Origin of the sequence: Proteus sp. G2674 (assembly GCF_009915195.1) — a bacterium.
GTDB classification, from domain to species: domain Bacteria; phylum Pseudomonadota; class Gammaproteobacteria; order Enterobacterales; family Enterobacteriaceae; genus Proteus; species Proteus mirabilis.
In genome coordinates this window covers 70,338-80,893 of record NZ_JAABLS010000039.1, presented here as the reverse complement: position 1 = coordinate 80,893, position 10,556 = coordinate 70,338, and the positions used below count along the sequence as shown (strand labels likewise).

Annotated in this window: 9 protein-coding genes; 1 reads left to right on the top strand and 8 read right to left on the bottom strand. The window is 35.7% G+C overall.

What is annotated here, in order from left to right; genetic code table 11:
• Window positions 1-204: 204 nt before the first annotated feature.
• The 4 genes from pgsA to GWI58_RS15740 form a co-directional block, all read right to left on the bottom strand.
• Window positions 205-753, bottom strand: a complete 549-nt coding sequence (gene pgsA, locus GWI58_RS15755; protein WP_004243285.1) for a CDP-diacylglycerol--glycerol-3-phosphate 3-phosphatidyltransferase — start codon at window positions 751-753, stop codon at window positions 205-207.
• 55 nt (window positions 754-808) lie between these two features.
• On the bottom strand, window positions 809-2,641 hold the full coding sequence (uvrC, locus tag GWI58_RS15750; protein ID WP_004243286.1) for an excinuclease ABC subunit UvrC: 1,833 nt from the start codon (window positions 2,639-2,641) through the stop codon (window positions 809-811).
• Window positions 2,625-3,188: a LuxR C-terminal-related transcriptional regulator gene (locus tag GWI58_RS15745; RefSeq protein WP_237611715.1), complete on the bottom strand. Its 564-nt coding sequence runs from the start codon at window positions 3,186-3,188 to the stop codon at window positions 2,625-2,627. The genes uvrC and GWI58_RS15745 overlap by 17 nt, the downstream gene beginning before the upstream one ends.
• 384 nt (window positions 3,189-3,572) lie before the next feature.
• A complete protein-coding gene (locus GWI58_RS15740) occupies window positions 3,573-4,178 on the bottom strand; it encodes a nitroreductase family protein (RefSeq protein WP_017827564.1) in 606 nt (201 codons plus the stop codon).
• Window positions 4,179-4,493: 315 nt separating this feature from the next.
• On the opposite strand from GWI58_RS15740, the gene glpX reads away from it, so the two are divergent.
• On the top strand, window positions 4,494-5,474 hold the full coding sequence (gene glpX, locus GWI58_RS15735; protein WP_161769350.1) for a class II fructose-bisphosphatase: 981 nt from the start codon (window positions 4,494-4,496) through the stop codon (window positions 5,472-5,474).
• A gap of 81 nt (window positions 5,475-5,555) precedes the next feature.
• Here the strand turns inward: glpX and GWI58_RS15730 are convergent, their stop codons facing one another.
• From GWI58_RS15730 to GWI58_RS15715, 4 genes are all read right to left on the bottom strand, one after another.
• Entirely contained in the window at window positions 5,556-6,587 is a 1,032-nt protein-coding gene (locus GWI58_RS15730) for a methylphosphonate esterase (RefSeq protein ID WP_004250910.1), read from the bottom strand.
• A 2-nt stretch (window positions 6,588-6,589) separates the two neighbouring features.
• A complete protein-coding gene (locus GWI58_RS15725; RefSeq protein WP_004243293.1) occupies window positions 6,590-7,555 on the bottom strand; it encodes a DMT family transporter in 966 nt (321 codons plus the stop codon).
• Window positions 7,556-7,686: 131 nt separating this feature from the next.
• Complete coding sequence (locus tag GWI58_RS15720; RefSeq protein WP_004243294.1) at window positions 7,687-8,424, bottom strand: glutamine amidotransferase; 738 nt, start codon at window positions 8,422-8,424, stop codon at window positions 7,687-7,689.
• 26 nt (window positions 8,425-8,450) lie between these two features.
• Window positions 8,451-9,671 carry a PfkB family carbohydrate kinase gene (locus tag GWI58_RS15715; protein ID WP_020945784.1) on the bottom strand — a complete coding sequence of 407 codons (1,221 nt, stop codon included), beginning with the start codon at window positions 9,669-9,671 and terminating at the stop codon, window positions 8,451-8,453.
• Between the last annotated feature and the right edge of the window lie 885 nt (window positions 9,672-10,556).

Here is a 10,556-nt window from a genome sequence, read left to right as displayed (position 1 = left end):
GAGACTCGAACTCGCGACCCCAACCTTGGCAAGGTTGTGCTCTACCAACTGAGCTATTCCCGCTTTACCGAACTTGCTGATTTACTTATTTATTTCTGTAAACCGTTGTGCCTTTCGATGCGTTGCATTCTACTGATTTCCTGAATCTAGTCAACACTATATTTGCATCTTTTTGACTGTTCGGTGAATTTTCAGTCATTTCGATCAAGCTTCACGCAAATCTGACCATGCAGCACTCAAATATTGGAACATAGACCAGAATGTTAATACCGTCGCAATGTATAACAATACAAATCCGAACCACTCAGCTTCAATAGTCGGACGCCATAATAGCACAACAAGTGCACCCATTTGTGCGGTAGTCTTCACTTTTCCAATCCAAGAAACTGCCACACTATTACGTTTACCTAATTCAGCCATCCACTCTCTTAGTGATGAGATGATAATTTCACGTGCGATCATGGTCGCTGCCGGTAAAGTGATCCACCATACATGATAGTGTTCAGTAATTAATACTAATGCTGTAGCAACCATTACCTTATCTGCAACCGGATCAAGGAAAGCCCCAAAGCGAGTGGTTTGCTTCCAACGGCGGGCTAAAAAACCGTCAAACCAGTCTGTGGCGGCAGCTACCATAAAAATAATGGCACAAATAAGGGGAGCATCTTTAAATGGTAAATAAAACACCAAAACAAAGAATGGAATTAAAGCGACACGAAATAAAGTTAGCCAAGTTGGAATATTTAGTTGCATAGCGTTCTACACGACCTAGAAAAGTGAGAGTTATTAATATGGTGCATCAATACACTTAGTGTTTCAACGCATTAAAAATTTTTTCTGCTAACGCGGTCGAAATTGTGGGAACTTTCGCAATTTCTTCAACGCTTGCATCACGTAAAGCTTGTAAACCACCCATATACTTCAATAGCATTTGACGTCGTTTTGGTCCCACCCCCTCAATCGATTCTAGAGAACTGGTGTTTTTAACCTTAGCACGACGCTGACGATGCCCCGTTATTGCGTGACGATGCGACTCATCACGAATATGTTGGATCAAATGTAACGCGGGTGAATCAGAAGGAAGTGCCACACCTTCGCCTTCTGGTTTAAAAAATAGTGTCTCTAACCCCGCTTTACGATCACTCCCCTTCGCGACACCAATTAATTTAGGGTGTGATTTATCCCAATCAACATCAAGTGATTGAAATACGTCAATGGCTTGTGCTAATTGCCCTTTACCACCATCGATAAAAATAATATCAGGTATTTTACTCTCTTCTAATGACTTGCCATAACGACGAGTCAATACTTGATTCATCGCGGCATAATCATCCCCCGGAGTGATCCCACTAATATTATAGCGCCTGTATTCCGATTTTAATGGGCCATTCATGTCAAATACGACACATGAAGCCACAGTTTGCTCTCCCATAGTGTGACTAATATCAAAACATTCCATTCGTTTTATCTCTTTCATCTCTAAAAGTGACATTAACGAGTTATAACGTTGAGAAATGGTTGATTGTTCAACTTGCTTAGTGGCTAATGCCGTAGCTGCATTAGTTCGTGCTAGTTTTAAATAGCGTGCTCTATCACCACGGGGTTTAGTTTGGATATGGATCTTACGTCCTGCTATCGAAGAAATTGACTCCGCTAAAATCGTTTTATCTTCAAGATTAAAATCAAGCAAAATTTCTGTCGGTAAAGTGCGGATCGCACTGCCTTGTAAATAAAATTGTCCAATAAAGGTTTGTACCACTTCGTCTAATGATGTATTTGCCGGTACTTTAGGAAAATAACTACGACTACCAAGCACTTTACCTTGACGGAAAAAGAGCACATACACACAAGCAATCGCACCATTAAATGCCACGCTAATCACATCAAGATCATCGCCAATATTAGCCACAAACTGTTTTTCAGTGACTTGTCTTACCGCGTGAATTTGGTCACGAATACGCGCAGCCTCTTCAAAGCGTAACGCTTGGCTTGCCTCTTCCATCCGTTTAATTAAGCCTTCAATCACTTGGCTGTCATCGCCGGATAAAAAAAGACGCACATAATTGACTTGCTGGGCATATTCTTCATCAGAGACATAGCCTTTTACACAAGGGGCGAGACAACGGCCTATTTGATATTGCAAACAAGGGCGTGAGCGATTGCGGTAAACACTATCTTCACATTGACGAATAGGAAATAATTTTTGCATCAAAGCTAATGTTTCTCTCACCGCCAAAGAGTTAGGGAAAGGGCCAAAGTATTCCCCTTTAGCATGTTTAGCACCACGATAACTCGCCAATCTTGGGTGTTTGTCTGCACTTAAATAAATATACGGATAGGACTTATCATCTCGTAGTAACACATTATAGCGAGGCTGATAACGCTGAATATAGCTATGCTCTAAAAGTAGCGCTTCTGTCTCCGTATGTGTCACGGTAACATCAATATTGGCAATACATTTTACTAATGCTTCTGTTTTACGACTATTCACCTGAGCACGAAAGTAGCTTGATAATCGTTTTTTCAGATCTTTTGCTTTTCCAACATAAATAACGGTGCCTGAGGCGTCATACATTCGATACACACCCGGTTGACTCGTTACTCGACTTAGAAATGCTTTAGCATCAAATATGTTTTCCACTTTGTAAGTAACTCTCTATCTCGATTAACCCATAACGAACTGCTATATGAGTTAATTCTACATCACCTGAGATTTTAAGTTTACTAAACATTCGATAACGATAGCTATTTACTGTTTTAGTGCTGATATTCAGCTCTTGTGCAATTTGTGCTATTTTTTTCCCTCTTATAATCATCGACATTATCTGTAACTCTCTTTCAGAAAGATGATGTAGCGGATTTAAATCTGCTTGAACTTTCATTAATGCGATATCCATAGCAATTTCTGGGCTAATATAACGTTGGCCAATACAGACTTGTCGAATAGCCTGAAGCACATTCGCAGCAGAGGAATCTATAACGATAAACCCTTCTATGCCTAACTGTAGCAATGTGACGGAAAGTATTGAGTCTATTTTAGGCGAAATAACCACTATTTTTATAATGGGAGAAAAACGTTTAATTCTTTTTATTACATCTATTAAAGAGACAGTAGGTAAAGAATAAAAAATAATAAGATTGACAGAATATTGTCTGCAATAACGAAAAGCTTCACTTTCATCATTCATAATCTTACGAATGTTAATTTTTTTAATCTGACAAAGTAATTTTTCTATACCTAAACTAAATATTTCAACTTGACTGATTACTAGAGTATTTATCAACGATATCAATCCTTAAAAATATTTAATAAAATTAAAGATAAATCAAGGTAATAAAATTTATAATGACAAATGCTATTATAATATCGTTAGAATTTCCATATTTTTATTTTTTATTCACGCAACAATGATATTATAAATAAATTATTATTCTTACCGCATTAATTAATATTGTATTAAAATCATACACACATTTATAAAAAATATAAAATAAAGCTAATAACATATAATAATAATTAATTATAGGAATAAAGTACTTCCTATATAAAATATAAGAAGCACTTTAGTACTTTAAAAATGATCAAATGTCACCGCTTTATCAAAAGATAATTTACCTAATCGTGGAAAAGGTTTTCCTTTACCTTTACCAATGGCAATCATTAAACAGATAGCATAGTGATCAGGCAAGTTAATCGTTTTTGCTACCTCTGCAAAATCAAACCCATCCATAGGACAAGAATCAAAACCGCGCTCTTGTGCTAATAACATCAGTGTTTGAGCAAACAAACCCGCACTACGCATAATCTCATCCCGTTGTACTTGTGGTTTATTACGATAATAACTATCAACAGCACTGCACATAATATCTCTGACTTCAGGGGTAGCATCTTGCCAAATTGTTTTAACTTCACTCTCCCAAACATTGAGATCTGCACATAAAACAATCAGCATAGCAGAGTCTGTTATTTGAGGCTGATCCCACCCCACTTTTCTTAATGCTTGACGTTGCTTAACATCATCAACAACCAAAAGACGCCAATGCTGCAGATTAAATGCACTTGGCGTATATTGTAATGCATCTTCAAGTAAGGCTTTTTTCTCTTCTTGTGGTATTTTGAAATCAGCATCAAACTGTTTTGTTGCACGACGGTTTTTTACTGCATCAATTACATTCATTATTTTCCATCCATTTGCTAATCATTGACATTTATTTATCTATTATAGAAGAAATGCGTTTAGTGTGCAGACTGTGCTATTATTTCTAATTGTCTTTGTTAATTAATTAGTTATAACAAAAAACCACTAGTTAATAACAAAATATCGTTATAATAGTATTATCAAATATACGATAAACCTTTATTTTTCCTATTTGTTTTTAAGCGTAAAAGAAGGCGAAAACAATTGATTTAAGCCTAACACTTAAATTTGAAAAAAGGGTATCATCAAAGGCTACTATTCAATATAACAGACCTTGCAAAGTATATTAACCCTATGAAATTAAATGATGAATTAACTAATTCTATCGCATCAGTCACAGAAGCTGCTGCTATTGCGGCTATGCCATGGGTAGGTAAACAAGATAAAAATGCGGCAGATGCTGCCGCAGTTGCCGCCATGCGAGAGCGCCTTAATAGCCTTAATATCAATGGACAAATTATTATTGGTGAAGGTGAAATTGATGAAGCACCTATGCTCTATATTGGCGAACCAGTAGGCAACGGCCAAGGTGAAAAAATAGAAATTGCCGTTGATCCTATCGATGGAACTCGCATGGTCGCTACCGGTGAAAATAATTCTTTGGCTATTTTAGCTGCAGGTTTTGAAGGTAGTTTTTTACAAGCACCCGATATGTACATGGAAAAACTGGTTGTCGGTAAAAAAGCAGCAGGTGTGATCGACCTTAACCATTGCCTTGAATATAACCTTGATGCTATTGCACAAACATTAAATAAATCATTAAGCCAGTTAACACTAGCTATTTTAGATAAACCGCGCCATCACGATATTATCATTGATTTGCGTAATAGAGGTATTAATGTCATCACTTTGCCGGATGGCGATGTACTTGCTTCTTTATATGCCACAATGCCTAATAATCCTATTGATGTTATGTACGGGATTGGTGGCGCGCCAGAAGGTGTAATTAGTGCCGCTATTGCTAAAGCTTTAGGTGGTGATATGCAAGCGCGCCTTATTACCCGCGATATTGCTAAAGGTAATAATGCAACAAACAGAGAAATTGCAGCACAAGAAATCTCTCGATGCCATAACATGGGAACTGATGTTAATATTACATTGCCACTTGAAATATTGGTGCGCCATCAGGATGTTATGTTTGCAGCAACCGCAATTACTGCCGGTGACCTATTATCCGGTGTCACTGAACAAAGCGATTATTTGCGTACACACTCGTTAGTGATTAATGGCTCCACACACTCATTACGTTATATCGAAAATTATCATTTACGCTAACACGAGAATAACAACTAAAAAAGCGACACGGGCTTACGTGTCGCAAAATGTATTCAAGGGGTATTTATAGTTATAATTAATTCATGCTAATAAATTAGCTGGATTATCAATACACAGCTTATCTATTATCGCCTTATCAATGCCACGCTGTGCTAATAATGAAAGAAAAACGTTAGGCACAAAACCCCAACCATTTCCGCCATTTTTTGCCCACATCTGTTTTAAAAACACATCATGACTTAATACAATTTGGTTACCATAACCTCTTTCTATTAAGGTTGCGACAGCTTCAACCGTATCCATCACACTGGGTGCCGCGCCTTCTTTAGGGAAAGAAATATCAAGACCTATCATGTCAAATTCAAGCCAAACACCTCGATCAAGCATTTTGCATTGATAATCGATATCTTTACCAGAAGGATCTGAATGGGCTAACGATATTTTGGCTGGATCACACCCCATTTCTGTTAAAAGAATATCTAATACTTCATCACCACGGCGTTGCCAACCTGGCATATGAATATTCATTGAGGCATAAGGGTTATTATTTTGAGCCAGTGCAGCGGCACGTAAACTATTTTTTTCACCATCTGTAAAGAAAGGAGATACACCAATTTCGCCAATCATACCAGCACGAATATCTGTACCGTCAATGCCGATATTTAATTCATCATCGATCATTTTTGCCATCGCATCAATATCATCAGCTAGGCGTTTTCCTTCAAATTTCTCAATATAAAGGCCGGAAGAAGCAACGACATTAATCCCCGTTAATTCTGCAACTTGTTTTAATTTTCTAATATCACGACCAATTGACGATGAACCTGTAGCATCAACAATCGTTTTGCCCCCAAGCTCTTTAAAATTATTTAATTCAAAAATAACGTCTTCAATGGGTTTTTTATCCATATTATCGCAACAACAATATGGATCGTATTTTAGTCCCCACTGAATATCTGCACTGACTTTTTTATCTACTAAAACGTGTGAGAATTCATAAAAAGGTTCATCAACAACGCCAGATAAATCATTAAATAAATGTTCGTGAGGTAGTGTCAGTCCCATATCCGCTTTTTTAACCGGACCCGTTACCGTTTGAATATAACCTTTCATGATTATGCCCCTGCTCTTTTTACTGATTTAGTCGCTTTAAACTCAGGAATGGTAGTAACAATGGCTCCGACTAAGGCAAATAACGTACCGATGATTGTGACTAAATAAACAGTATTTCCTAACGAAGGTAATAAGAGGTCAATTAATACCGAACCCAGTAATTGGCCCGCAGTTGATGCAACACCTAACATCAGTAACCCTAAGCCTCGTACTAAAATAGCCATTAATGCAATAGACATTAACCCTAAAGGCCCACCTAAATACATCCACCATGTAGCAGGAAGCTCCAGTGTTATATGCCCTAACGCCATACGTACTACTAACGCAATCGTTAAAACAGTAAATCCAACAATAAAGTTCCAAGTAATAGAAACCATCATCGAACCTGTTGCTTCAGCCACTTTTGAATTACCTGCTGGTTGCCATCCCGCTAATAAACCCGCTAAAAAAGGTAGAATAGCTAAGTAAATAAAAGAGGTTGAATGCCACTGCGGAGAAACGACAAAAAGAGTAGCAACAACAGCTAATACGGCACCTAATACACGATATGGGGTGAAGTATTTCTTCTCATCCACACCTATACCAAAGCGGTCACATAATAAACCTGATAATAACAGTGCTGAAATTAATGCTGTTTGGAATGTGGCTATTCCTAATGCACTGGCTGATGCTCCTTCAGAAAAAACCACCATTGCGCCACAGAGGCCAGCAAACCAGTTCCATAATGGAATTTTACGTGTTTTAATTAGTGTCGGAATAGAAGCAAATTGCTGACGATATTGTTTTTTGGACATAATGATAAAAAACATGACCACTAAACCACTGGCAAAAGAGATAACTGCACTAGCATTACCGTCTTTTAATACATGTCCCAGTTGCCCATTCACCGCAGACTGCATTGGTGATAGCATCCCTGCTAACACAGTTGCTACCATCAGCAAGGGTGTTGATAAATTTTTTGTACTCATAAGATGTTCCTTTTGGATTATTGACTATGAGTGATTTCTTTTTTATTTTTCAAGTAATCGGTTATTTTGTTATTAGCGCAGAGTGTATCTCCGCGCTTTTTTACTTTTCTTACTGCTATTGTTATTAAGAACTAACGTGCGATTTGCTTTAGAATATTGACCCACATATCAGCATAATGTGGCCATGCTAAAAACTCTTTGCTCCCCCAATGCGGTGAACAGTCACTCATAAAACAAGCTGTTTTTCCTTTTTCAAATTGACCAAACACCAGTAGTGGATCTTCGCCAATATTCAAAACCGTTTCAGTGTTATGTTTAGCGAACACTTTGTTATAACCAAGGAACATCGGCCATTCACTAAAACCTTTTATCGTGGCATGCTCTGCATTAACTGGAGTTGCGAATACTCCTTCTGGGGCTTCCACACGATCGTCACCCTCTAACATTTCAACAGGTAACACTTGTGCCAATAAGGTATTTTTATAGTTTGCTTTCGCTTCAATACCCATAAATGATAGATAGCCGCCAATCATTAATAAGCCACCACCATTAGCAACAAACTGTTTAATCAGCCCTAATGCATTTGGAAGTACTTTCATGTTGTAGAAAGTATCGTTTTGCAAGAGGAAAGTATTAGCACCAATATCACTGATCACGATGACATCATATTTTGCTAATTCTTCATCAGTCTGAGGAAATGCGACCTGAACGGTATGTGCAGGCATATAATCAACTGCTACCCCTTTTTCCCTTAAACAATTTAATAAAAAAGTGGCACCTTCCTCATATTTACTAGAAGTGAAACTGTCGTAGCCTTTTGAGTGGATCATATGAATGTGCCATGACTCACCAATAAATAAGATTTTCATTTTTTTTCCTCTTTCAAAAAGATTATTTATTCAGGGGATTGAGTGACAATCTGTGAATATGTTGTTTGATTGATGCGATGCATGACATTAATATCTTCAGGCATTTCTGAAGCATTACTCGTCTCAACAGCTAGTGATGCAAAAGCTGATGCATAGCGTAACGCGTAAGAAAACTGCTTTCCTTTTGCTAGTGAGGCTGCTAGTGCACCATTAAAAGCATCACCAGCGCCCGCTGTATTTTTTACCACCGCAGGATAAGCTGGTGAGTAAATATATTTATAACCGTCATAAGCTAATGAACCTTTACTACCTAAAGTAATGACAACTTTATTAACACCTTTTTGATAAATAGCATTGGCTGCATTTTTAGCAGATACTAAATCAACAACTTCAATACCTGATAATAAGCTGGCTTCTGTTTCATTAGGTGTTAATATATCTAACATTGGCAATAACTTATCAATAATTTTATTGTAAGGTGCAGGATTTAAAATAATAGGAATATTATTTTCATTTCCGATTGAAATAATTTCCTTTAATGCTTCAATATTAGTTTCTAATTGCAATAAAATTATATCGGCATCTATAATTTTATCTTTTTGTATTTTTACCTCATCAGAAGAAATATCCATATTAGCCCCTGAATAAATAGAAATAATATTTTCACCACTCTCTTCTGACACAAAGATTGATGCTGTTCCAGTTTGATGATTTTCAGTTTGATATATCGTTGATGTTTTTATTCTTGATGACGATATAAAATTTACTGCATAATCACTAAACTGATCAGTACCGATTTTTGTGATAAAATGCACCTGTGCATCAGCATAACTTGCCGCTAATGCTTGATTACATCCTTTACCTCCTGGTGAGAAGATAAATTTATTCGCCAATAAAGATTCCCCGGTTTCTGGCAGTCTGGGCAAATAACTAATCATATCAACATTAAATGAACCTAATACACATACTTTATTTACTGCCGGCTGCCCCGCTAAATTAATTTTATCAATTTGATCATTACATTCTAAAAATTGTATGATTTCTTTTTTGGCAACTTTGTCTAATGTTTCAAATTCAATAAAGGCCCCACCATGGCATCTTTTAATTATTCCTTTCTCAGCCAATGTATTTAAATCTGATCGTATCGTTTCTTTGGTAACACTAAGCTCTTTTGCTAAAACAGAAACTTTTACTGCACCATGACCTTTGATCAGATTAACAATTTTTTTATGACGCTCTGCTTTCATTTAATGTTACCTCTATGGCAACAACTTTAATTTATTAGTTGTTATGGGATTGTGATTACAATCATATGTTATTTATTAAAAGCAAAAAAAAGCAGAAACACAAAAATAAAAAACAAAAAAAAGCAGAAATAAATAATGATAGTAATAAGATTACTTAATATATAGAAGCCATCTCCCCTCTCATAAAAACACAAATAAAATCAAATAATAAAATAACAAACACTATATTGATTATAAAACAATCTAATATTAATTATTTGTTTTTTAAAACTTAAATAATTAACTTAAAAAACAATAAAAAATAAAAACCTTATTTTATAATAATTTAGAGTTATTAGAATAATCAAAAATAAAAACAATCATCACTATGTTTAAATAATCAACTATTTTAGTGAATCGAGCAAAGCTTAAAATAAATTAATCTTCCATTTTTATAGTTCATAAATTAGTACAATTCTTCTTACCATTAAAATGTATAGCCAATGATAATGTAAATTAATCATGTCAACTTATAATTAGAAATACAGATACAATGATTAAAATAGAAGCAGTTTTTATTGTCTCATTTTGTGAGGTAGATAACATTAATAACAACAGTCATTGAACAAACTAAGTATAAATAACCTATTTTAAGTAGGCAAAGTAAGTAAAAATCTTGCTTTATTTATTGATTTATTTTTTTACTCGTCAATCTTTGGCTTATTTTGTAAATAGCTGAGAATACTAAAGCGCTAACAGCAACTCACTGATACAAAATATAACTCCAATAAAAAATAAAAACTTAGATATAAAAACTAAAAATCACAAAATTCAAGAAGATAAAATCAGAAACAATGTGTTCTAAAATATCTAATACCTAAATAGATTGTAAAACAACCTATTTAT